The sequence below is a fragment of the Rhizobium sp. BE258 genome (assembly GCF_031457345.1).
In the GTDB taxonomy this organism is placed as follows: domain Bacteria; phylum Pseudomonadota; class Alphaproteobacteria; order Rhizobiales; family Rhizobiaceae; genus Rhizobium.
Genome location: NZ_JAVDWL010000001.1, coordinates 1,034,533 through 1,057,863, shown reverse-complemented (window position 1 = coordinate 1,057,863; position 23,331 = coordinate 1,034,533). Strand labels below are relative to the sequence as shown.

20 protein-coding genes are annotated in these 23,331 nt (G+C 62.1%); 19 read left to right on the top strand and 1 reads right to left on the bottom strand.

Annotated elements, in window-relative coordinates; translation table 11 throughout:
• Window positions 1–79 precede the first annotated feature (79 nt).
• From J2X43_RS04910 to J2X43_RS04845, 14 genes are all read left to right on the top strand, one after another.
• A complete protein-coding gene (locus tag J2X43_RS04910) occupies window positions 80–994 on the top strand; it encodes a carbohydrate ABC transporter permease (protein ID WP_112388211.1) in 915 nt (304 codons plus the stop codon).
• Window positions 994–1,857: a carbohydrate ABC transporter permease gene (locus J2X43_RS04905; protein WP_112388212.1), complete on the top strand. Its 864-nt coding sequence runs from the start codon at window positions 994–996 to the stop codon at window positions 1,855–1,857. The genes J2X43_RS04910 and J2X43_RS04905 overlap by 1 nt, the downstream gene beginning before the upstream one ends.
• A 27-nt stretch (window positions 1,858–1,884) precedes the next feature.
• The gene (locus J2X43_RS04900) at window positions 1,885–3,813 is read left to right on the top strand and encodes a glycoside hydrolase family 127 protein (protein ID WP_112388986.1); all 1,929 of its coding nucleotides are present in this window, start codon (window positions 1,885–1,887) and stop codon (window positions 3,811–3,813) included.
• Between the two features lies 1 nt (window position 3,814).
• Window positions 3,815–4,891, top strand: a complete 1,077-nt coding sequence (locus tag J2X43_RS04895) for an ABC transporter ATP-binding protein (protein ID WP_112388213.1) — start codon at window positions 3,815–3,817, stop codon at window positions 4,889–4,891.
• Between the two features lie 98 nt (window positions 4,892–4,989).
• Window positions 4,990–5,577, top strand: a complete 588-nt coding sequence (locus J2X43_RS04890; protein ID WP_112388214.1) for an ANTAR domain-containing response regulator — start codon at window positions 4,990–4,992, stop codon at window positions 5,575–5,577.
• A 49-nt stretch (window positions 5,578–5,626) separates the two neighbouring features.
• Entirely contained in the window at window positions 5,627–6,901 is a 1,275-nt protein-coding gene (locus J2X43_RS04885; RefSeq protein ID WP_405049560.1) for a CmpA/NrtA family ABC transporter substrate-binding protein, read from the top strand.
• A gap of 360 nt (window positions 6,902–7,261) precedes the next feature.
• Window positions 7,262–8,560, top strand: a complete 1,299-nt coding sequence (locus tag J2X43_RS04880; protein WP_112388216.1) for a CmpA/NrtA family ABC transporter substrate-binding protein — start codon at window positions 7,262–7,264, stop codon at window positions 8,558–8,560.
• Between the two features lie 58 nt (window positions 8,561–8,618).
• Window positions 8,619–9,506: a nitrate ABC transporter permease gene (gene ntrB / locus J2X43_RS04875; RefSeq protein ID WP_112388217.1), complete on the top strand. Its 888-nt coding sequence runs from the start codon at window positions 8,619–8,621 to the stop codon at window positions 9,504–9,506.
• A gap of 72 nt (window positions 9,507–9,578) precedes the next feature.
• The gene (locus J2X43_RS04870; protein ID WP_112388218.1) at window positions 9,579–10,376 is read left to right on the top strand and encodes an ABC transporter ATP-binding protein; all 798 of its coding nucleotides are present in this window, start codon (window positions 9,579–9,581) and stop codon (window positions 10,374–10,376) included.
• Window positions 10,377–10,380: 4 nt separating this feature from the next.
• The gene (nirB, locus tag J2X43_RS04865) at window positions 10,381–12,831 is read left to right on the top strand and encodes a nitrite reductase large subunit NirB (RefSeq protein WP_112388219.1); all 2,451 of its coding nucleotides are present in this window, start codon (window positions 10,381–10,383) and stop codon (window positions 12,829–12,831) included.
• A 4-nt stretch (window positions 12,832–12,835) separates the two neighbouring features.
• Window positions 12,836–13,171, top strand: coding sequence for a nitrite reductase small subunit NirD (nirD, locus tag J2X43_RS04860; protein WP_112388220.1), 336 nt, complete (start codon window positions 12,836–12,838; stop codon window positions 13,169–13,171).
• Window positions 13,172–13,378: 207 nt separating this feature from the next.
• Window positions 13,379–16,033: a nitrate reductase gene (locus J2X43_RS04855; protein WP_112388221.1), complete on the top strand. Its 2,655-nt coding sequence runs from the start codon at window positions 13,379–13,381 to the stop codon at window positions 16,031–16,033.
• Window positions 16,034–16,178: 145 nt separating this feature from the next.
• Window positions 16,179–17,210, top strand: coding sequence for a CorA family divalent cation transporter (locus J2X43_RS04850; protein WP_112388222.1), 1,032 nt, complete (start codon window positions 16,179–16,181; stop codon window positions 17,208–17,210).
• 69 nt (window positions 17,211–17,279) lie between these two features.
• Window positions 17,280–17,786 carry a hypothetical protein gene (locus J2X43_RS04845; RefSeq protein WP_112388987.1) on the top strand — a complete coding sequence of 169 codons (507 nt, stop codon included), beginning with the start codon at window positions 17,280–17,282 and terminating at the stop codon, window positions 17,784–17,786.
• 3 nt (window positions 17,787–17,789) lie between these two features.
• Here the strand turns inward: J2X43_RS04845 and J2X43_RS04840 are convergent, their stop codons facing one another.
• A complete protein-coding gene (locus J2X43_RS04840) occupies window positions 17,790–18,113 on the bottom strand; it encodes a DUF6074 family protein (RefSeq protein ID WP_112388988.1) in 324 nt (107 codons plus the stop codon).
• Between the two features lie 194 nt (window positions 18,114–18,307).
• Between J2X43_RS04840 and J2X43_RS04835 the strand changes: the two genes are divergently transcribed.
• From J2X43_RS04835 to J2X43_RS04815, 5 genes are all read left to right on the top strand, one after another.
• Window positions 18,308–18,802: an Lrp/AsnC family transcriptional regulator gene (locus J2X43_RS04835; protein WP_112388989.1), complete on the top strand. Its 495-nt coding sequence runs from the start codon at window positions 18,308–18,310 to the stop codon at window positions 18,800–18,802.
• A gap of 118 nt (window positions 18,803–18,920) precedes the next feature.
• Window positions 18,921–20,417 carry an NAD-dependent succinate-semialdehyde dehydrogenase gene (locus J2X43_RS04830; RefSeq protein ID WP_112388223.1) on the top strand — a complete coding sequence of 499 codons (1,497 nt, stop codon included), beginning with the start codon at window positions 18,921–18,923 and terminating at the stop codon, window positions 20,415–20,417.
• Window positions 20,418–20,454: 37 nt separating this feature from the next.
• On the top strand, window positions 20,455–21,834 hold the full coding sequence (locus J2X43_RS04825; RefSeq protein ID WP_112388224.1) for an aspartate aminotransferase family protein: 1,380 nt from the start codon (window positions 20,455–20,457) through the stop codon (window positions 21,832–21,834).
• Window positions 21,835–21,928: 94 nt separating this feature from the next.
• Window positions 21,929–22,126, top strand: a complete 198-nt coding sequence (locus J2X43_RS04820; protein WP_112388225.1) for a hypothetical protein — start codon at window positions 21,929–21,931, stop codon at window positions 22,124–22,126.
• Window positions 22,127–22,166: 40 nt separating this feature from the next.
• Complete coding sequence (locus J2X43_RS04815) at window positions 22,167–22,805, top strand: alpha/beta fold hydrolase (RefSeq protein ID WP_112388226.1); 639 nt, start codon at window positions 22,167–22,169, stop codon at window positions 22,803–22,805.
• Window positions 22,806–23,331 lie beyond the last annotated feature (526 nt).

Here is a 23,331-nt window from a genome sequence, read left to right as displayed (position 1 = left end):
CCGGCCGCGGCCGGGGAGCGGTGGCAGCTCTCCGGCCGATCCATCCCTTATGCAGCAATGAAAGATGCGGAGCGTTTCGATGACCGTTTCAGGTCCCCAGCGCCAGCTCGCCGGTCGCAAGCGGCGGCGCAGATCGCAATGGCGCGGACTTTTCTACATCGCGCCGGCCATGGCGCTGGTCATCGTCTTCTTCGTGATGCCGGTGCTGTTTACCGGCTGGATGAGCCTGCACAACTGGCCGCTGATGGGCGCGCAGCGCTGGATCGGCTTTGCCAATTATACCCGCATGTTCAATGACAGCCGCTTCATGGCGGCGCTGAATTTCACCGCCTATTACACCGTCATCGTCACCATCGCGATTTTCGCCGTTGCCTTTCCGCTGGCAATCTTTGTCGAGAAGGAGCGGCGCTTCGTCAGCACCTACAGAACGATCATCTTCCTGCCCGTGGTCGTCGGTCTCGCCACGGCCTCGCTGCTCTGGGTGTGGCTGGCCAATGTCGACAGCGGCTTCTTCGGCCCGGCGCTGGGCGCCCTCGGTCTCGTCGAGCGCAGCCCCAATATCATGGCGAGCTTCGACACCGCCTTTGCAACCATCGTCGTCATGGTCGTCTGGAAGATTGCCGGTTTCACGATGATTATCCTGCTGACCGGACTGCAGGCCATTCCCACGGAACTCACCGAAGCCGCCCGCATCGACGGCGCCGGGCGCTGGCAGCGCTTCCGCCATCTCACCCTGCCGCTGATGCGCAAGACCATTGCGCTGGCGCTGATCGTCTCGGTTACAGGCTCGATCCTCGCCTTCGACCAGTTCTACATCATGACCTCGGGCGGGCCTCAGAACAAAATGATCTCGGTGGTCTACTACATCTTCAACCAGTCCTTCGTGTCCTTCAATCTCGGCTATGGCGCCGCTTTGTCGATCGCGCTGCTGGCGATCCTGGTGGCGATCTCCATCGTCCAGCTCTGGCTGCTGCGTGTCGGGGAGGAACGCTGATGACTTCCTCCAGTCAGCGCCGCGCCCGCAAGCGCTTCCGCTCGCAATCGGCCTATCATGTCGCAGGCATCGCCATTTCGGTGTTCTTCCTGGCGCCCTTCGTCATCGCCCTGCTCTCGTCTTTCCGGCATGGCACGGAAGCCAGCCTACCGCCCTTGCCGCCATGGCCGACGACAGGCGTCAGCTTCGATGCGTATGCGCTGCTCGATACGTTCGGCGCCGGTATCTGGCAGCACATGATCAATTCGTTGTTCGTGTCGCTGGCAACGGTGGTGCTGACGGTCGCCGTCAGCCTGCTCGCCGGATATGGCTTCTCGCGCTACCGCTTTCCCTTGAAGAACGCGCTCTTCGTGTTGATCATCGCCACGCTGATGATCCCGTTCCAGTCGATCCTGACGCCGCTCTTCATCATCCTCGCAAAGCTCGGCCTCAACAACTCGCTGCTCGGGCTGACGCTCGTCTATGTGACGCTGCAGCTGCCCTTCTCGGTCTTCATGATGCGCAATGCCTTCGACGCCGTGCCGAAGGAGATCGAGGAAGCGGCGCAGATCGATGGTGCGCGCGATATGAAGCTGCTGATCCGCGTGCTCCTGCCTCTCGTCCTGCCGGGCGTCGCGACTGTCGCGATCTTTGCCTTCCTGAACGCCTGGAACGAGTTCCTTGCCGCTCTCGTGCTGCTCTCCAGCAACGAGAAATACACGCTGCCCGTCCTGATGACGGCGGTGCGCGCCGGGCGCCTTGGCGCCATCAACTGGGGTGCGGTCCAGGCCGGTGTCGTCGTCATGACGATCCCCTGTCTGATCGTCTTCCTGCTTCTGCAACGCTACTACATGCGCGGGCTGATGGCCGGCGCGGTGAAATGATGATCTTTCAACGAAATGGATGAAGCCATGAACAAGCTGAAGAGAGACCGCCAGTTCCGTCCCCTGCCCGTGCCGAGCGTCGAGCTCGCCGGCCTGTTCGGCGACCGCCAGGATGCGATCTGCGATTCGACGGCCGAAACGCTGCTCGACCGCTGCGTCGAGGCGGGGCTGATCCAGGCGATTGACGTCAACCAGCCAAGCCCCGGCGTCGTCATCCCGATCGGCCCATGGGGCGGCTCGACGCAGATGTTCTGGGACAGCGATCTCGGCAAGTCGATCGAAACAGTGGCCTATTCGCTCTACCGCCGCACCAATCCGAAGCTTGAGGCCCGCGTCGACGAGATCATCGACATGTACGAGAAGCTGCAGGACAAGGACGGCTACCTGAACGCCTGGTTCCAGCGCGTGCAGCCCGGCCGCCGCTGGACGAACCTGCGCGACCATCACGAACTCTATTGCGCCGGGCACCTGATCGAGGGTGCCGTCGCCTACTACCAGGCAACAGGCAAGCGCAAGCTGCTCGACATCATGTGCCGCTATGCCGATTACCTGATCACTGTCTTCGGCCATGGCCCCGGCAAACTTCCCGGCTATTGCGGCCATGAGGAAGTGGAGCTTGCGCTGGTGAAGCTCGCCCGCGTGACCGGCGAGAAGAAATATCTCGACCTCTCGAAGTTCTTCATCGACGAGCGCGGCACTGAACCGCATTTCTTCACCGAGGAAGCGACCCGCGATGGCCGCAGTGCTGCCGATTTCCATCAGAAGACCTATGAATATGGCCAGGCACATCTGCCGGTGCGCGAGCAGAAGAAGGTCGTCGGCCATGCCGTACGCGCCATGTATCTCTATGCGGGCATGGCCGATATCGCCACCGAGTATAACGACGATACGCTGACCGCGGCGCTCGAGACGCTCTGGGACGACCTGACGACCAAGCAGATGTATGTCACCGGCGGTATTGGCCCGGCGGCTTCCAACGAAGGCTTCACCGACTATTACGACCTGCCGAACGAGAGCGCCTATGCCGAGACCTGCGCCTCCGTCGGCCTCGTCTTCTGGGCCAACCGCATGCTCGGCCGCGGCCCCAACCGCCGCTATGCCGATATCATGGAGCAGGCGCTCTACAACGGCGCGATGGCGGGTCTGTCGCTCGACGGCAAGACCTTCTTCTACGAAAACCCGCTGGAAAGCTCCGGCAAGCATCATCGCTGGATCTGGCACCATTGCCCCTGCTGCCCGCCGAACATTGCCCGGCTTCTGGCATCCGTCGGCTCCTACATGTATGCGGTCGCCGAAGACGAGATTGCCGTCCATCTCTATGGGGAAAGCAAGGCTCGCTTCGAGGTCTCAGGTGCCAAGGTCGAGTTGGCGCAGACGACGCGTTACCCATGGGACGGCGCGATCCATTTCGACCTCGATCTCGACCGCCCTGCCCGCTTTGCCATCTCGTTGCGTATCCCGGAATGGGCTGATGGCTCGACGCTTTCCGTCAATGGAGAAAGCATCGCCCTCGAATCCGTCGTCGTGGACGGTTATGCTCGCATCGAGCGGGAATGGAAGAGCGGCGACAAGGTGGATCTCGTCATTCCGCTTGCAGCCCGAAAGCTCTTCGCCAATCCGCGCGTGCGCCAGGATGCCGGACGCACCGCGCTGATGCGTGGGCCGCTGGTCTATTGCGTCGAGGAGACGGATAACGGCGCAGGACTGAACGGCATTTCGCTTTCCGCCGATCCGTCGAAGGCGAAGGTCTCGGAAGTCGCCGGATTGCGCGGCGCCGTCGCGCTCGATCTGCCGGTGAGCCGCGACACGTCGGACTGGGGTGCAGATCTCTACCGGACATCACCGCCTTCAGCGAAGCCCGCAACGGCGCGCTTCGTTCCTTATCCTCTGTGGGATAACCGCGAACCGGGTGAGATGCTGGTCTGGGTTCGCGCTGGCGAGGCCCGTGGTGAATAAGATGCCTGATACAGGAGTGGTGCTCTCAGGCATTCGCAAGAGCTTCGGCAGTCTCGACGTCATCCATGGCGTCGACCTGACGATCGCGGAGGGATCCTTCGTGGTCTTCGTCGGCCCGTCCGGCTGTGGCAAGTCCACGCTACTACGGATGATTGCCGGGTTGGAAGATGTCACCGATGGCGAGATCGAAATCAAGGGACGCAATGTCACCGATCTCGATCCCTCCGACCGCGGCATCGCCATGGTCTTTCAGTCCTATGCGCTCTATCCGCATATGAGCGTGCGCGATAACCTCGCTTTCGGGCTGAAGATGGCGCGGACACAAACTCCGGAGATAGATGCCCGCGTCAAGGCGGCGTCGGCGATCCTGAAGATCGACCATCTTCTCGACCGCCGCCCCGGCCAGCTTTCCGGCGGCCAGCGGCAGCGCGTCGCGATCGGGCGGGCCATCGTCCGCAAGCCCGACGTCTTCCTGTTTGACGAGCCCTTGTCGAACCTGGATGCAGAGCTGCGTGTCTCCATGCGCATCGAGATCGCCAGGCTGCACCGCGAGCTCGGCAACACGATGATCTATGTGACGCATGATCAGACCGAGGCGATGACGCTGGCCGACAAGATCGTCGTGCTGCGCGATGGCCGCGTCGAGCAGACCGGCACGCCGCGCGAAGTCTACGAAAGGCCGGCAAATGTCTTCGTCGCTGGTTTCATCGGCTCGCCGCGCATGAACCTGCTGAACGCCGAATGGCGCGGCGTTGGCCTTATCGCGGCCGGTGGACAGACGATACAGTCGCCGATCTCCGGCGACGGTCTTTCGACAGGTACCAAGGTGACGCTCGGCATTCGCCCAGAGCATCTGACCCTTGCAACCGGCGAAACCGCGGGCACCTTGCGAGCCACCGTCGATTTCTCCGAATATCTCGGCGGGACGCAATATCTCTACTGCCAGCTGCCGGATGGCCAGCCGCTGACGGTGGAATACCGTTCGGCCGTGCCGATCGACGTCGGCGCCGAGGTCGCCTTGCGGGCTTCGCCGGAGGATATCAGACTGTTCGATGATAAAGGATTGAGGCGGGACTAACTCGACAGCGGTCGCCTATTTTTTATCCACAGATTCGCTTTGCTCAAATTTATAGCCATTCTCTTGCGAGTCTTGCTGCACTGCGTCATAACTGACGCATGAACCACCTCGACCTGACGATCCTTGTCATCGACGAAACCGCGATCCGTGCCTCGATCATCGAAGAGGGATTGCGCGAAGCCGGGCATCTGCGCGTCACCGTCATTCACGAGGTCCAGGGCGTGGCGCGCATTATCGAAACGCTAAAGCCTGATGTCATCATCATCGATATCGAAAATCCGAACCGCGACATGATGGAACATCTGTTTCAGCTGACGCGCTCGGTCAGCCGCCCGATCGCCATGTTCGTCGATCGCTCCGATAGCGCCTCGATCGAGGCTGCCGTCGATGCCGGCGTCTCGGCCTATGTGGTCGACGGACTGAAGAAGGAGCGCGTCAAGCCGATCCTCGATATGGCCGTCAGTCGCTTCAATGCCTTCAGCCGCTTGCAACGCGAGCTTGCCGATGCCAAATCAGCCCTTGAGGAGCGCAAGGTCGTCGAGCGGGCCAAGGGCATCATGATGCGGATGCGTGGCCTGTCGGAAGAGGAAGCCTTCGCGTTGCTGCGCCAAACGGCGATGAACGAAAAGAAGAAAATGTCTGAAATCGCGCAGAGCGTCGTGACTGCGGCCGGGCTTTTGATGTGAGCCCTCTCTTCGACGCGATGGGTGCCCGGAGGACGCTGGAGTGAATGTCTTGACCAAAATCAGCAGCGGCGATGGCCGCGCCGCATCTCCCGCACTCTTGACCGGTGAAGGACCAAAAGTCCTGCGCGCCGGATTCATTCCGTTGGTCGACGCTTCGGTCTTGATCGCTGCTGCGGAATTCGGCTTTGCCAAGAAGGAAGGGCTGACGCTCGACCTGGTCAAGGATGTCTCCTGGGCCAATGTGCGCGACCGGCTAGCGTTCCGCCAATTCGACATCGCCCATATGCTGTCGCCGATGCCGGTCGCAGCCATGCTCGGCCTCGGCTCCAATCCGTCCCCCGCAATCACGCCCTTTTCGCTCGGCCGCGGCGGCAATGCGATCACACTCTCCACTCGCCTGTTCGAGCGCATGCAGCAGACGGCAGGCATTTCCGAGACCGCCGGCGCGCTCGACAATGCCAAGGCGCTTGCGGCCGTTCTCGCCGATATGCGCGCGCGCGGCGAAGCCATGCCGACTCTTGGGATGACCTATCCCTTCTCGTCGCACAATTACGAATTCCGCTACTGGCTCGCAGCTGGCGGCATCGATCCGGACAGGGACGTGAAGCTGGTAGTCGTTCCGCCGCCGCTGACCTCAGACGCGCTGGCGGCCGGCGGCATCGACGGTTTCTGCGTTGGCGCACCGTGGAACATGGTGGCCTCCGAACGCGGCGTCGGCCGCATCGTCGCCGCCAAGCAGGATATCTGGCCTTCGGCGCCGGAAAAGGTGATCGGCATGCGGCCTGATTGGGCCGAGAGCCACCCGGAAACCGTGTCACGGCTGATCGTGGCGCTGGATGGCGCGGCCCGCTGGTGCGACGACCCCGCCAATCACGATGCGCTGGCGGAAGCGCTGGCCGACGCTCGCTATATCGCTGCCCCGGTCGAGATCATCCGTCACGTTCTCGCCGGCGAATTCAGCCTCGACGCCAAGGGCAACCGCCGGGTCATCGAAAACTACTTCCAATTCCACGCCGGTCACGCCAATTATCCGCGGCCCAGCCAGGCGCTCTGGATCTATAGCCAGATGGTGCGCTGGGGCCAGGCGGAACCAAGCCTGACGCTGGCACGCGCCGCCGCTTCCGCCTACCGGCCCGACCTCTACCGTGCTGCACTCGGTGATGACTGCACACCTGAAGACGCCGATGTCCGAATCGAGGGTGAGCGCGATGGCGACCGCTTCATGGACGGCCGGATCTTCGATCCGGGCGACTTCGCGGGCTACATCAACGGCTTTCCGGTCAAGAGCGCATCCATCTTTATCCGCGAGCCCACAGAGGCGTAAGCTCTACTGCGCTGCACAAATCGATGGCAGCCGGGCGCGCCTTGTTGAGAGCATTCGCATAAAAGATACGCAGTTCTCAGCGCTGCTCTATTTGAGGCAGATCGCCCTTTTTGGCTAAAAGGCGCAACCTTTCCAGATGCTTGAATAGCCTCTTCTGAAACTGGCACGCCCTTTGCAAGGCTAATAGCGCCCGGATCAACGGCGATCCAGGCAGACGAGCGCGCGATAGGCGTTCGCAACAGACATCGACGTCGCAAGGTTTTTGCAGTCCGGGACCCTTCCTTCCCGCAGACGCAATCTCCGAGCGGCGTTTTTTTATGCCCAAAATCCGGCAACCACTCGACAGCAAGGGGACTGCGCATGACCAAGATCTTCTCCGGCAGCATCGGCCGCCGCAACGTCCTGAAGATAACCGCCACCGCTGCCCTCATCGGCGCAGTCCGTTCCGCCTTCCCATCGGGCGCTTTCGCTGCATCGGCAGGACCGGAAGCATCCGGCGCTAAGCTCGGCTTCATCGCGCTGACGGATGCAGCTCCCTTGATCGTGGCCAAGGAAAAGGGTCTCTTCGAAAAGCACGGAATGCCCGATGTTGATGTCGCCAAGCAGGCGTCATGGGGTGCCACGCGCGACAATCTCGTCCTTGGCGGTGCTGCGAACGGCATCGATGGCGCGCATATCCTCTCGCCGCTGCCTTATCTCATGCACACCGGCAAGGTGACCCAGAACAATCAGCCGGTGCGGATGGCTCTACTCGCGCGCCTCAACTACGACAGCCAGGGCATCTCCGTCGCCAAGGAATATGCCGGTACCGGCGTCGGGCTTGACGCCTCGAAGCTCAAGGCGGCCTTCGAGAAGAAGAAAGCCGGTGGCGGTGAGGTCAAGGTTGCGATGACCTTCCCGGGCGGCACGCATGATCTCTGGGTCCGCTATTGGCTGGCCGCCGGCGGGATCGATCCCGACAAGGATGTCTCGACCATCGTCGTTCCGCCACCGCAGATGGTGGCCAACATGAAGGTCGGCAACATGGACGTCTTCTGTGTCGGCGAGCCCTGGAACGAGCAGCTCGTCAACCAGGGCATCGGCTTCACCGCGGCAACCACCGGCGAACTCTGGAAGCACCACCCTGAAAAGGCGCTCGGCATGCGCGCCGACTGGATCGAGAAAAACCCGAACGCCGCCAAGGCATTGCTGATGGCGGTGATGGAAGCCCAGCAATGGTGCGACAGCATGGACAACAAGGAGGAGATGTCGGCGATCCTTGGAAAGCGGCAATGGTTCAACGTGCCGCCGAAGGATGTGCTCGGGCGCCTCAAGGGCGATATCAACTACGGCAATGGCCGCGTCGAGCATGGCACGGATCTCTATATGAAGTTCTGGGCCGGCGGCGTTTCCTACCCCTTCAAGAGCCATGACAGCTGGTTCATTTCCGAAAACATCCGCTGGGGTAAGTTCGCGCCGGATACGGATATCAAGACACTGGTCGATCAGGTGAACCGCGAGGACATCTGGCGTGAGGCTGCCAAGGATCTCGGCGTTGCCGCCGCGGATATTCCGGCCTCGGCATCGCGCGGCAAGGAGACCTTCTTCGACGGCAAGGTCTTCGATCCCGAAAACCCATCCGCCTACCTCGATAGCCTCGCCATCAAGGCCGCGTCCTAGTTCCCGCCTCCGGCGCGTGACGGGCGCGCCGGCCTTTTCATTCTCAAGGAGCGATCGCATGTCAGCCCTCGCAAAGAACGAACCGCTCACGCCGGTCCCGGCCTCATCGAAAGCCGCGAAAGTGGTGCATCTGACCAAGCCGCCGGTGCGGCGTTTCAACCTCGGCAATCTCGGCGCGGCCATCGTACGCAATGTCGTCCCGCCGATGATCGTGCTCTTCATCATCCTCGGCGTCTGGCAGGTTCTCTGTTCGTCGCCGACCGCCTCGCTCCCCTCGCCGCATCAGGTCTGGCAGGAAAGCTATGATCTGATCGCCTATCCGTTCTTCAACTATGGTTCGCAGGATATCGGCCTCGGCTGGCGCGTGCTGATTTCGCTGCAACGCGTTGCCTATGGCTTCGGCCTGGCGGCCGTGGGCGGCATCGTCATCGGCGCCATCATCGGCCAGTCGGTCTGGGCGATGCGCGGGCTCGACCCGATCTTCCAAGTGCTGCGCACCGTTCCGCCACTCGCCTGGCTGCCGCTGTCGCTGGCTGCCTTCCAGGACAGCAATCCATCGGCAATCTTCGTGATCTTCATCACCTCGGTCTGGCCCGTGATCATCAATACTGCCGTTGGCGTGCGCAACATTCCGCAGGACTACCGCAACGTTGCCGAGGTGCTGCGGCTCAACCAGGTCGAATTCTTCTTCAAGATCATGCTGCCATCTGCCGCCCCCTACATCTTCACCGGCCTTAGGATCGGCGTCGGCCTGTCCTGGCTCGCCATCGTCGCGGCCGAAATGCTGACTGGCGGCGTCGGCATCGGCTTCTTCATCTGGGATGCGTGGAACTCGTCGCGCCTGCCCGACATCATCGTCGCGCTCGCCTATATCGGCGTCGTCGGCTTCGCCCTCGACAAGCTCGTTGCGGCAGCCGGACGGCTGATTACCCGCGGCGCAAACTGAGGAGCAGCAATTCCAGGAAAAATGGGAACCGGTTTTCGGTCCGGAATTGCGTCCACAACAAGGGATACTCAGATGACTGCCTATTTGAAGCTCGACCATATCGACAAGCATTTCGACCGCGGCGGCACGCGCGCCGAAGTCCTGAAGGGGATCAACCTGACGATCGCCAAAGGCGAGTTCGTCTCGATCATCGGCCATTCCGGCTGCGGCAAGTCCACGCTGCTCAACCTGATCGCCGGCCTGACGCCGGTATCTTCAGGCGCCGTTTTGCTTGAAAACCGGGAGGTGAATGCACCGGGGCCGGAACGCGCCGTGGTGTTCCAGAACCACTCGCTGCTACCCTGGCTGTCGGTCTATGACAACGTCAATCTGGCCGTCTCCAAAGTCTTCGGCGGCACCAAGACGAAGGCGGAACGCCATGACTGGGTGATGGCCAATCTCGATCTCGTGCAGATGGCGCATGCCAGGGACAAGCGCCCCGCCGAAATCTCGGGCGGCATGAAGCAGCGTGTCGGCATAGCACGCGCACTAGCGATGGAACCGAAGATCCTGTTGCTCGACGAGCCCTTTGGCGCGCTCGATGCCCTGACCCGCGCCCATCTGCAGGATGCGGTGATGGAAATTCATCAGCGGCTCGGCAACACCATGGTGATGATCACCCACGACGTCGATGAAGCGGTACTGCTGTCCGACCGGATCGTGATGATGACCAATGGCCCGGCTGCCCGGATTGGCGAAGTCCTAGACGTTCCGATCCCGCGGCCGCGGGGCCGAATCGAGCTTGCTTCCGACCGAACCTATCTCAAATGCCGCGAGGCCGTGCTGAAGTTCCTTTACGAACGTCACCGCTTCGTCGAAGCTGCGGAGTGACCCCATGACCGAGAAACTCGTCATCATCGGCAATGGCATGGCGCCCGGGCGCATGCTGGAGCATCTCTTCGAACAGGCACCCGGCCGCTATCAGGTCACGATCTTCAACGCGGAACCGCGCGTCAACTACGACCGCATCATGCTGTCGCCGGTTCTCTCCGGTGAGAAGACCTATGACCAGATCGTCATCCATGGCGACGGCTGGTACATCGATCACGGCATCACGCTCTACAAGGGCCACAAGATCGTCGCGATCGACCGGACAGCGAAGACCGTCACGTCAGATCACGGCGTCACCGAGAGCTACGACAAACTCGTCATCGCCACAGGCTCCGTTCCCTTCATCATCCCGGTTCCCGGCAAGGATCTGCCGGGGGTCATCACCTATCGCGATCTGGACGATGTGCAGGCCATGCTGCTTGCCGCACAGTCGCGCGCCAAGGCCGTCGTCATCGGCGGCGGCCTGCTGGGGCTTGAAGCGGCCGCGGGTCTCAGCTTGCGCGGCATGGATGTGACCGTGCTGCACGTCAACCCGACCCTGATGGAGCGCCAGCTCGATCCCGCCGCCGGTTATCTCCTGCAGAAGGCGATCGAGGAACGCGGCATCAAGGTGATCTGCAAGGCCAATACCAAGGCGATTATCGGCAATGGCAAGGTCGAAGGCATCGAGCTCGATGATGGCAGGATCATTCCCGCCACCCTCGTCGTCATGGCTGTCGGCATCCGACCCAATGCCGGTCTTGCAAAGGACGCCGGGCTGACCGTCAATCGCGGTATCGTCGTCGATGACGGCATGCAGACGTCCGACGGCAGCATTTTCTCGCTTGGCGAATGCGCCGAGGTCGGTGGCATGGTCTATGGACTTGTCGCGCCGCTCTACGAGATGGCGCGCATTGCCGCCGCGCATCTGGCCGGTGATACCAAACCCGCCTTCGTCCACTCCGATACGCCGACCAAGCTTAAGGTCACCGGCATCGAGCTCTTCTCGCTTGGCGATTTTGCCGATGGCGACGATCGCGAAGAGATCGTGCTCCGCGATGCGACAGCCGGCATCTACAAGCGGCTCGTCATCAAGGAAAACCGCATCATCGGCACGGTGCTCTACGGCGAAACCGCCGACGGCGCCTGGTTCAACGACCTGAAGAAGAAGGCGACCGATATTTCGCAGATGCGCGATACGCTGATCTTCGGCCAGGCCTACCAGGGAGGGTCGCCGCTGGACCCTATGGCGGCCGTTGCAGCCTTGCCGGATGATGCGGAAATCTGTGGCTGCAACGGCGTTTGCAAGGGAAAGATCACGTCTGCCATCACCTCCAAGGGTCTGACATCGCTCGATGATGTCCGCGCTCATACGAAGGCGTCAGCCTCCTGTGGCTCCTGCACCGGGCTTGTCGAACAGCTGATGTCGCTGACGCTCGGCGACGCCTACAGTGCCAAGGCGGTTCAGCCGATGTGCACCTGCACCGAGCTCGGCCACGACGACGTCAGGCGCCTGATCAAGGCGAAAAAGCTGAAGACGATCCCCGCGGTCATGCAGGAACTGGAATGGAAGACCTCCTGCGGCTGCGCCAAATGCCGCCCGGCGCTCAACTATTATCTCGTCGCCGACTGGCCGGATGAATATGCCGACGACTACCAGTCACGTTTCATCAACGAGCGCGTCCATGCCAACATCCAGAAGGATGGCACCTATTCCGTCGTGCCGCGCATGTGGGGTGGGGTGACGAACGCCAGCGAATTGCGCGCCATCGCCGATGTCGTCGACAAGTTCGAGATCCCGATGGTGAAAGTCACCGGCGGCCAGCGGATCGACCTTCTGGGGATCGAGAAGGAAGACCTGCCGGCGGTATGGGCCGATCTCGGCAAGGCGGGCTTCATCTCCGGTCAGGCCTATGCCAAGGGACTTCGGACCGTGAAGACCTGCGTCGGCTCCGACTGGTGCCGCTTCGGCACGCAGGATTCCACCGGCCTCGGCATCCGCATCGAAAAGTTCATGTGGGGTTCCTGGACACCGGCAAAATTGAAGCTCGCGGTCTCCGGGTGTCCGCGCAACTGCGCCGAGGCGACCTGCAAGGATATCGGCGTCATCTGCGTCGATTCCGGTTTCGAGATCCACTTTGCCGGCGCCGCGGGTCTCGACATCAAGGGCACGGAGGTGCTCGGCCTGGTGAAAACCGAGGATGAGGCGCTGGAGCATATCGTGGCGCTGACGCAGATGTACCGCGAGCAGGGCCGCTATCTCGAGCGCATCTATAAATGGGCAAAGCGCATCGGTCTCGACGAGATCCGCCGCCAGATCATGACCGATCACGACAAGCGCCGCGGATATTACGAGCGCTTCGTCTTCTCGCAGACATTCGCCCAGGTCGACCCCTGGTCGGAGCGGGTCTCCGGCAAGGACAAGCACGAGTTCAAGCCGATGGCGACCGTCGGCTTCAGCGAAGCGGCAGAGTGAGGAGATGGATATGAACTGGATTTCGATCGGCAGCATATCCGACATCCCGCTGCGCGGCGCGCGCTGCGTAAAGACGCCTCAAGGCAAGATAGCCGTTTTCAGGACGGCGGAGAACGAGGTCTTCGCGATCGAGGATCACTGCCCGCACAAGGGCGGGCCGCTCTCGCAGGGTATCGTCCACGGCAAAGCCGTCACCTGCCCGCTGCACAACTGGGTGATCTCGCTGGAAACGGGCAAGGCGCTCGGGGCGGATGATGGAGCGGTGCGGACGATCCCTGTCAGAAACGAGGATGGGGCGCTGTTTGTCGCGTTCGAGAGCTTGATGATGGCGGCGGAGTGATCAGACGGATGCGTTCGGAGCTACCCCCCTCAGCCTTGCCAGGCATCTCCCCCACAAGGGGGGAGATTGGCTGGGCTCGCCCGCTCGCTCCAACCTCGGTTGTTTGGGGAGATGCGTTCCACATGTCGATCTCCCCCCTTGTGGGGGAGATGTCCGGTAGGACAGAGGGGGGTAGCCCCACGCACCAGGGCATGAGGGCCAACCCCCATGCCCACTGAAACCAAAACGACCTGCCCCTATTGCGGCGTCGGCTGCGGCGTCATCGCGAAACTCGATGACAGCGGCACCGTCTCCGTCCGAGGCGACCCCGACCATCCCGCCAATTTCGGCCGCCTCTGCTCCAAAGGCTCGGCCCTCGCCGAAACCATCGATCTCGACGGCCGCCTGCTTTATCCTGAGATCGGTGGAGAACGGTCAAACTGGAATGCCGCCCTCGACCTCGTAGCCTCCAAATTCTCCGAAGCTATCGCCGAACACGGTCCCAATGCCGTCGCCTTCTATGTCTCCGGCCAGCTGCTGACCGAGGACTACTACGTCGCCAACAAGTTGATGAAAGGCTTCATCGGTTCGGGCAATATCGACACCAATTCCCGCCTCTGCATGTCGTCGTCCGTCGCCGGTCACCGCCGCGCCTTCGGATCGGACACCGTGCCCGGCGCCTACGAGGATCTGGAGCTTGCCGATCTCGTCATCCTGACGGGTTCGAATCTTGCCTGGTGCCACCCGGTTCTTTATCAGCGGCTTTCCGCCGCCAAGGCCGCCCGCCCGGGCATGAAGATCGTCGTCATCGATCCGCGCCGAACGATGACCTCCGATATCGCCGACCTGCACCTTGCGATCCGCCCCGATGGCGACGTCGCGCTTTTTACCGGATTGCTGGCGCATATCGCCACCAGTCCAGCGATCGACCAGAACTATATCGGCGCTCACACGGCGGGATTTGGCGAGGCCTTCGCGGCCGCATCATCGGTAAGCTGGGACACGCTGCTTGAACGGACCGGGCTGCCCGCCATGCAGCTCCGCGAATTCTTCCGGCTGTTTGAGACCACCGAGCGGGCCGTCACCTGCTACAGCCAGGGCGTCAACCAGTCGTCATCGGGCACGGACAAGGTCAACGCCATCATCAACTGTCACCTGGCGACCGGCCGAATCGGCCGGGCGGGCATGGGGCCGTTTTCGCTGACCGGCCAGCCGAATGCCATGGGCGGACGCGAGGTCGGCGGTCTCGCCAATATGCTGGCTGCGCATATGGCAATCGAAAACGCCGCCGACAGGGATCGTGTCCAGCGCTTCTGGTCGTCGCCCGTCATTGCGCAGAAGCCCGGTCTCAAGGCCGTCGACATGTTCCGCGCCGTCGCCGATGGGCGCATCAAGGCGCTCTGGATCATGGCCACCAATCCCGTCGTCTCGATGCCGGATGCCGATGCTGTCGAGGCAGCGATTGCCGCCTGCCCCTTCGTCGTCGTTTCCGATGTTCTGCAAGAGACTGATACGACCCGCCATGCCGATGTGCTGCTGCCATCGCTTGGATGGGGAGAAAAGGATGGCACCGTCACCAACTCCGAGCGCCGCATTTCCCGCCAGCGTCCGTTCCTGACCGTTCCCGGCGAGGCAAAGCCGGACTGGTGGCAGCTTGCGCAAGTCGCGCGCCGCATGGGACACACGAGCGCTTTCGGCTTCGAAAACCCTGCGACGATATTCGCCGAGCATGCCGCATTGTCCGCTTTCGAGAATGCCGGCACCCGCGATTTCGATATCGGCGCGCATGCCGATCTGGATCCTGATGCTTACGACAGTCAGCCGCCCTTCCAATGGCCGGCGCCGTCAGGCGGTGGCAACACGCCCCGGTTCTTCAGCCAGGGCGGCTTCTTTCACGGCGATCGCCGTGCCCGTTTCATCGCCATCGAGTTGCCTGAGACGGATCGCACCAGCAGCGACTACCCGCTGACACTCAACACCGGGCGTATCCGCGACCAGTGGCACACCATGACCCGCACGGGAAAAAGCGCGCGCCTGTCTGCCCATATCGCCGAACCCTTCGCGGAAATCCATCCCCGCGACGCGATCGAACTTGGTGTGCGCAGTGCCGGTCTGGTGCAGCTCGAAAGTCCGCATGGCACGGCGGTTGTCCGCGCGCTGGTGACCGGCCGGCAGGCCCGCGGCAGCGTGTTCGTCCCGATGCATTGGAACGACCAGTTCGCCGCCCGGTCCCGCATCGATGCCGTTGTCGCCCCTGTCGTTGATCCGCTTTCCGGCCAGCCGGCCTCGAAGAACGTCGCGGTCAAGCTGCAGCCGGTGAAGGTACAGCACTATGGCTTCGCGGTATCGGTCGAAAAACCGCATGGTCTCGACTGCGATTACTGGGCACTCGCCAAGGCCGACGGTGGCTGGCGGCTGGAATTTGCCGCATGCGACAGCATGCAGGATTGGACAGGGTGGTGCAGAGCGCATCTCGGAATTCCGATAGAGGCCGAGCCGATCGGCTACACCGACGGCGCGACTGGTGAGACCCGCCTCGCCTTTTTCGACGGCAGCCGCCTGCTTGCCGCCCTCTTTATCGCCGCCGAGCCGGTCGCCGTCGCCCGCGCCTGGGCGATCCAGCAACTGGTTGCCTCGCATGACGACTTGCGCAAACGCTTCGCGATCGCCGCCGGCCGGCCGGGCGCCGGAAAGCCGGATCCGGGCGCCACCGTCTGCTCCTGCTTCGGCGTCGGGGTCAACCAGATCATCGGCGCGATCCGCGGCGGCTGTCACAGCGTCGAAGCGGTCGGCAAGGAGCTGAATGCTGGAACCAATTGCGGCTCCTGCCGCGCCGAAATCCGCACGATCATCGACGGATGTCTTGCGGCTGCAGCGGAGTGATCGGCTCGGCCGAACAGGCCGTAAAGCATGCGATCATTGATCAGAAACTGTAGTTCCGCCGCCCTTCGCGAAGTGCTAAACCATGCCGAAATAGCCGCATGATTTCGCTTTCTTTTTTGCACTTTCGACGGGAGGATGGGCACGGATGGAGGTCGCAGGCCAGAAGATCCAGCTAAGCTATGGCGTGGAACCCGGCATACGTTTTGCCGTCATTCTCGATGGCAAGGGCGGCTGCCGCGAAATCGGCGCGGCCGGTCTTCGTGACTGGAAGCCTGCTGATGGCATTCTCTGGGTCCACCTGGAACGCGATCACGACGCCGCAGCCGCCTGGGTCGCCAGCAACGGTGGCTTCGATCCGCTCGTTGCCGATGCCTTGCTGGAGGACGAATCCCGTCCACGCGTCGAGCCCGTCGACGACGGTCTGCTGATCATCCTGCGCGGCGTCTGCGCGGCGCCACCCGAGGAAGCCGGGGACGCCACCATCGAGATCGATCTCGTTCCCCTCCATGCCTGGGTGGATGAAAATCGCGTCGTGACGCTACGCGACAGCGGCCACTACATCACAGCGCTGCGCGATATCCGGCAGGCGCTCGAAAAGGGCAAAGGGCCGAAGCGGACAGGCGAGTTGCTCGCCCTCGTCAGCGACAAGCTTGTCAGGGACCTGGAGCCGGTTCTTGACCAGATGGACGAGGAAGTCGACGAACTCGACGAATTGATCTTTCATGGTGAGGCCGCCGAGGTCCGGGAGCGTCTGAAGCTGTTGCGCCGGCGGTCCGTACAGTTGCGCCGCTACCTCGCACCACAGCGCGACGCGCTGAACCGCATCGAGCATGACGACGCGCCCTGGCTTGCCGAGCGCGACAAGCTCCGGATGCGCGAGGTCATCGACAAGCTGATGCGCTTCATCGAATATCTGGATGCGATCCGCGACCGCACCGGCATCCTGCATGACGACTTGTCGACCGTGATCAGTGAGCGCATCGCCCGCAATTCCAACCGGCTTGCCGCCCTTGCGGCGCTACTGCTGCCGCCGAGCGTCGTCGCCGGCCTGTTCGGCATGAATGTCGGCGGCATTCCTGGCGTCAACGACACCTGGGCCTTCATCATCATCGTCGCCTTCGTGGCGGCAACCTCGATCGCGACCCTCTATATCCTCAAACGCATCAACTGGCTCTGATGCCATTGGGCGGAACCGTCGCCGCTTTCACTGCGTTCTGTGTCAATTCCGCTCATGGGGATTGAGATCATGCGTATTCAGGCACGCCTCTTTGCAATTCTTGCCGGACTTTGCGTTGCGGCACCGGCCGCCGCTGACGAAGCGGGCTTCCTGCAGCCGCTCAGCGGCAACTGGACCGGGACCGGCAAGGTCACCCGCAAGATCGGCAGCTCGCCGATCAATGTCTCTTGCAAGTTCAATATCAACGCGCCGGGCGCTTCGATCTCTATGCGCGGAAATTGCCGCGGGCTTCTGGTGATCAACCGCGCCATATCAGCCGACCTGACGGCACGGGGCACGCGCTATTCCGGAACCTATGTCGGCCCGTCAGGGGCGCCCTCGCAGCTTTCGGGAAGTCGTCAGGGCGATGTGATCAATCTCGCGGTCCGCTGGGCGCGTCTGATCAATGGCGACCGCAATGCCAACATGACGATCAGCAAGCGCGGTAATAGCCAGTTGTCGATCCAGACGGTCGACAGGGATCCGGCATCCGGCAAGACCGTGGTCACCAGCGAGATCAGCCTGCGCCGGCTCTGACAATCAGGCGATACGGCGCTTCTTCTGCTGTTCGGCGCGCGTTGCGGCCAAGGCCCGGGCCTGGTGGCGCTGGACGAGTACCGTCTGGACGGTTGCCTGAAAATCGAGAACGCGCTCGCTGATCGCTTCGCTTGCCAGTCCGCACTGTGCCAATTCATCCGCCAGCCGGCGGCACTCAGCCTTCCAGAATGTCACGGCTGCCTCGCCATGCAGGTTGTCGAGCGTTTCGGCGCAACGATCGACATCGCCTGCCTTGCTCACATCGCGCACGATCAAAAGTTCACTGTTCTTAAGAGCGGCAAGAAGCGCCGCAGGAGAGGCATCCATCGAATCATCCCGGTTCACGAACTCAATCGTTAGACCGGCGATGGTTAACGACTGCTTGCGCATCGAAGAGATCGCGTCCCGATCTGCCTTGCGGCGTTATTCAGGTATCCTGGAGGTCACCTCGATTGACGCCAGCCAAATGCGCTTCCATTGTCGCGCTCGCTTTTGAAATGATTTGGACGGCCGGAACGATCATGAAACTTGATGCCATCGACCTCAGAATTCTCGATGCGATTCAGCGGGATGGCCGCATTACCAAACTTGCTTTGGCAGAAAAGGCCGGGCTTTCGCCGACGCCCTGCTGGATGCGGCTGCGCAAGCTGGAAAAGGCAGGCATCGTCACCGGTTATCATGCGCGCATCGCCCTGCGCAAAATCGCCCCGGTCGCCAGCGTGATGGTAGAAGTGACGCTCGCCAATCACCGGCAGAGCGATTTCGAACGCTTCGAGCGGGCGGTCACCGGCGTCCCGGAAATCGTCGGCTGCTGGTCGGTTGGTGGTGGCGTCGATTACTTCCTCAAGGTCGCAGCTCCTGACATCGATGCCTACCAGCGGCTGATCGATGGTCTGCTCGATCGCGAGCTCGGGATCGAGCGCTATTTCACCTATATCGTCACCAAGACCGTCAAGGATGAGACGGTCTTGCCGGTCGCAGCCCTGGTGCAGACAGAGACCCCATCCGCGCCATAGACAGATCGTGTGGCCTGCCGCGAAGCCTTAGACAATCTCTCTCTTTAAAGCGCCCTCAAAGGACAAAATCTCGCCTCCTCCCGTGAAAGACTTCGCCGTCGGTAACGAGGAGACAGACATGACTGCGGTTTTTGCCCGCCCCGATTTTCATCAGGCGCTGTCGCGCCTCAAGGACAGGCATCTGCTGCGCGACCTCGCCTATTGCGATGGCCGCTGGTCTGCAGGCACCGACGGCAAAAGCTTCGAGGTTGCCGATCCCGCAAGCGGCGCGACCATCGCCTGGGTGGCGAGCCTTGGCGCTGAAGAGACCACGGCGACCATCGATTCCGCTGCCCGCGCCATGCCCGCCTGGCGGGCGATGCTGCCGCAGGAGCGGGCCCGGATTCTTCGCAAATGGCACGACCTGATGCTGGAAGCCAAGGACGATCTGGCTCTGATCATGACGCTGGAGCAAGGCAAGCCGCTGTCGGAATCGCTCGGCGAAATCGACTATGCCGCCTCCTTCGTCGAATGGTATGCCGAAGAGGGCAAGCGGCTGAATGCCGAAAACGTCACCAGCCATCTGCCGGGCGCCGAGATGATCGTTCGCCGCGAAGCGCTTGGTGTCGTCGGCATCGTCACGCCTTGGAATTTTCCGTCCGCGATGATCACCCGCAAGGCGGCCGCCGCCCTTGCCGCCGGCTGCAGCGTCGTTGCCCACCCCTCTTCCGAAACGCCGCTCTCTGCGCTGGCTCTTGCCGAACTCGGCGAGCGTGCCGGGCTTCCCGCCGGGGTCTTCAACGTCGTGACCGGCGATGCTGCGACCATCGTCGGCCGCCTTTGCGAAGACGAGCGCATCCGGGCAATCAGCTTTACCGGCTCGACCGGTATCGGTAGGCTGATCGCGGGCCAATGCGCGCCAACCATGAAGCGGCTCGTCATGGAGCTCGGCGGCCACGCCCCTCTGATCATCTTCGATGATGCCGATGTCGCGCAGGCGGTGAAGATCGCCATCGATGCGAAGTTTGCGACCTCCGGCCAGGACTGCCTCGCCGCCAACCGCATCTTCGTGCATCGCTCGATCGCCGCCCGGTTTGAAGCGTCATTTGCCGAGCGTATCCGCGAACTGAAGGTCGGCGACGGCCTGTCCACCGGTGCCGAAATCGGCCCGCTGATGCATGAGCGGGCTATCGCCAAGGTCGAGGAGCAGGTCGAGGATGCGCTGAAGCGCGGCGCCAGGCTCGTCACCGGCGGCAAGCGGCACAAGGCGGGCAAACTGTTTTTCGAGCCGACGCTGCTCTCCAATGTTCCCGCCGATGCGCTGATCATGCGCGAGGAAACCTTCGGCCCGGTCGCGGGCATCACCGTCTTCGATACCGAAGAGGAAGTCGTCGCCAAGGCGAACGACACCGAATACGGGCTCGTCGCCTATGTCGTGACCGCCAATGGTGCGCGGCAGATGCGGCTCGGACGGGCGCTCGAATACGGCATGGTGGCGATCAACCGCGTCAAGATCACGGGCGGTCCGATCCCCTTCGGCGGCTGGAAGCAATCCGGCCTCGGCCGCGAAGGTTCGCGCCACGGCATCGAGGCCTTCACCGAGCTCAAATATCTCTGCATCGACACCGCCGCCTGACGCGGCACTCACACTCACCACATCAAGGACATCTGCCATGCTCGACAGAAGCAACGAACTCAACGCCTGGGACCGCGACCACTTCTTCCATCCCTCGACGCACATGGGCATGCATGCCCGCGGCGAAACGCCGACCCGCGTCATCTCGTCGGGCGAAGGCGCCTACATCACCGACACCAACGGCCGCACCAGCCTGGATGCCTTTGCCGGTCTCTACTGCGTCAATGTCGGCTACGGTCGGCAGAAGATCGCCGACGCGATCGCCAATCAGGCGAAGAACCTCGCCTACTACCATTCTTATGTCGGTCACGGCACGGAAGCCTCCATCACGCTGTCGAAGATGATCATCGACCGGGCACCCGAAGGCATGAGCCGCGTCTATTTCGGCCTGTCCGGCTCGGATGCGAACGAGACCAACATCAAGCTGATCTGGTACTACAACAACATTCTCGGCCGCCCGGAAAAGAAGAAGATCATCTCGCGCTGGCGCGGCTATCACGGCTCCGGTGTCATGACCGGCTCGCTGACCGGGCTTGAGCTCTTCCACAAGGCCTTCGACCTGCCGCGAGCGCCCGTCCTCCACACCGAGGCACCGTACTATTTCCGCCGCCCGGACCGCTCGATGGACGAGGAGCAGTTCTCGCAATATTGCGCCGACAAGCTGGAGGAGATGATTCTCGCCGAAGGCCCGGATACGGTTGCAGCCTTCATCGGCGAGCCGATCCTCGGGACCGGTGGCATCGTGCCGCCGCCGAAGGGATACTGGCAGAAGATTCAAGCCGTGCTCGACAAGTATGACGTCATGCTTGTCGCCGACGAAGTGGTCACCGGCTTCGGCCGCCTCGGCACCATGTTCGGCTCCGATCACTACGGCATGAAGCCGGGTCTCATCACCATCGCCAAGGGCCTGACCTCGGCCTACGCGCCGCTCTCCGGCACCATCGTCTCCGACAAAGTCTGGCAGGTGCTGGTTCAGGGGTCGGATCAAATGGGCGCGATAGGTCATGGCTGGACCTATGCGGCGCACCCCATTTGCGCGGCAGCCGGCATTGCCAATCTCGAACTGATCGACGAGCTGGATCTCGTCAAGAATGCCGGCGAGACCGGCGCCTATTTCCGCAGCGAGCTTGCCAAGGCTGTCGGCTCCCACAAGCATGTCGGCGAAGTGCGCGGCGACGGCCTCATGGCGGCGATCGAATTTGTCGAGGACAAGGACGACCGCAAATTCTTCGACGTTTCCCGCAAGATCGGCCCGCAGATCTCTGCTGCCCTTCTCGAGCGCGGCGTCATCGGCCGGGCCATGCCGCAGGGTGATATCCTCGGCTTTGCGCCGCCGCTCTGCCTCACCCGCGAAGAGGCCGATATCGTTGTCAAGGCGGCCGCCGGCGCCATCGATACGGTGTTCAAGTCGGTTTGATGGATCAGGGAGCCCGCAATAGCGGGCTCCCCTCCACCGGTTGCGGAACCAATTGTTTGCTCGCCAGTTTGCCTTGTGCAGAAGGAGCAAAACCATGCTGACACTTGAAGACGCACTGATGGTCTCCGCCGAGCGCGTCGCTCATTGCCGTGGAGAGGTCGAACTCGACATCGTCGATATCATCGACAGGTTCGAGGCAGTCGGCTTTTCCCGCAAGGAAGTGCTGGTGGCGCTCAGCGAAATTCTGACGGAGCAATTCGCCGGTCTGCCGGATCTGCCGCGTTTCCATTAAGGCGCTGGCGGCAACCGCGGTCAGCCTGTAGAAAGCAGCGATGGACAGCCGCTTCCTGATAACAGGCGCCGATGACGCCGGAACCACTATTCTTCTCGCCCATGGCGCGGGCGCCCCAATGGATTCCAAATCGATGAATGCTGTATCTGCAGCACTCGCCGACGCGGGTTTCCGCGTCGCCCGGTTCGAATTCGGCTATATGTCTGCCCGCCGGACATCCGGCCAGCGCCGCCCTCCACCGAAGGCCGAGACGCTGCAGTCGGAATATCGTGACGCCGTCGAGGCTCTCAATTGCCAAGGCAGGCTGATCATCGGCGGCAAGTCGATGGGCGGGCGGGTCGCCAGCATGGTGGCCGATGACCTTTTCGCGGCCGGTCAGATCGCCGGGCTTCTCTGCCTCGGCTATCCCTTCCATCCGCCGGAGAAACCAGCGCAGCTGCGCACCGCCCATCTGGAAGGATTACGCACGCCAACCTTGATCGTGCAGGGTACGCGCGACGAATTCGGCACCCGGCCCGAGGTCGAGGGCTATAGGCTTTCGGCAGCGATCCGGATCCTGTGGCTGGAAGACGGCGACCATGACCTGGTCCCGCGCAAGAAGCTTTCCGGCTTCTCGGCGTCCGACCATCTGAAGACAACAGGCACAAAAGTCGCAGCCTGGGCTGCAACGCTGACATAGAGCCGAAAAAGAAAAAGGTGCTCTACCCTTTCGGGGAGCACCTTTTCTTTATTGCCCGGACGGCAAACGCTTGGCTGACCAGAGGTCGGCTTCGCAGGCCATCGATACGGGTGGTGAGCGCTAAATAGCTTCACGCCCCCGCGATTTCAAGGGTTCGATGGGCATTTTCTGCAATTTATTGATCGGCGTCCCCACGACGCTTAAAGGACACCCGCCTCCCATCAGGGCTGGGAGGCGGGCGTACTAGAAAGCCGGTACGCAATACTTGAACCGGCTCGTGTGGCCACGGCCGGAGAATGCCTTAAAATGGGGCGTATTCAAGTGAATGCTGATGTGGTGGTTACGGGGTAAGCTTAACGAGGCCGGGGAGAAGCCTTCGCCAAGCGCCTTATGAGATTTGGCGCGATATGACATGGTCTGTCTGACTCACGCGGCGTAAGTCAAAACGGCGGCAGCTATAACGATCATTGTTACGCTGACCAGACCTATCAGACCGTAATTTGGTGCAGCGTTCATGCTGTCCCTC